Raw genomic sequence first — 403 nt, forward strand, 5'->3', positions numbered from 1 at the left:
GCCTCAGTATCAATATCCATGATAGATACCATAGCGTGTAGGCCCCATTTCTCATCAATCTTGTAGTTAGCACCTACTTGAGCAACAAAACCAAATGAATCATCTAGTTTTACTTCCACGTCGTCAGTATTTAAAGTTGCTTTAAGTGCTGCAGAAGGCTGCTCGTCAAAGAACGTCGTATAGTTAATACCTACACCAACAAATGGACGAAGTGCGTAGCTGCTGTCTAAAAAGTGGTATTGTGCAACCAGTGATGGTGGTAAGTGTTTAATGTCGGCAATTTTATTACCAGCCAAACCGCCTGTACCTTCTACATCATGAGAGAATGGCGTTGCTGCAATAAGCTCTAACATCCATTGGTCGTTAAATGCATAATCTACAGTAATACCTAACTGAGTATTTG

Annotated in this window: 1 protein-coding gene; it reads right to left on the reverse strand. The window is 40.7% G+C overall.

The genetic code is table 11. The features are described from left to right. Positions 1–403: OmpW/AlkL family protein (locus tag CWB76_RS19225; RefSeq protein WP_171039667.1), on the reverse strand; the 403-nt coding region annotated here is incomplete at both ends.

It is taken from the genome of Pseudoalteromonas sp. S1609 (assembly GCF_005887255.1).
GTDB lineage: Bacteria > Pseudomonadota > Gammaproteobacteria > Enterobacterales > Alteromonadaceae > Pseudoalteromonas.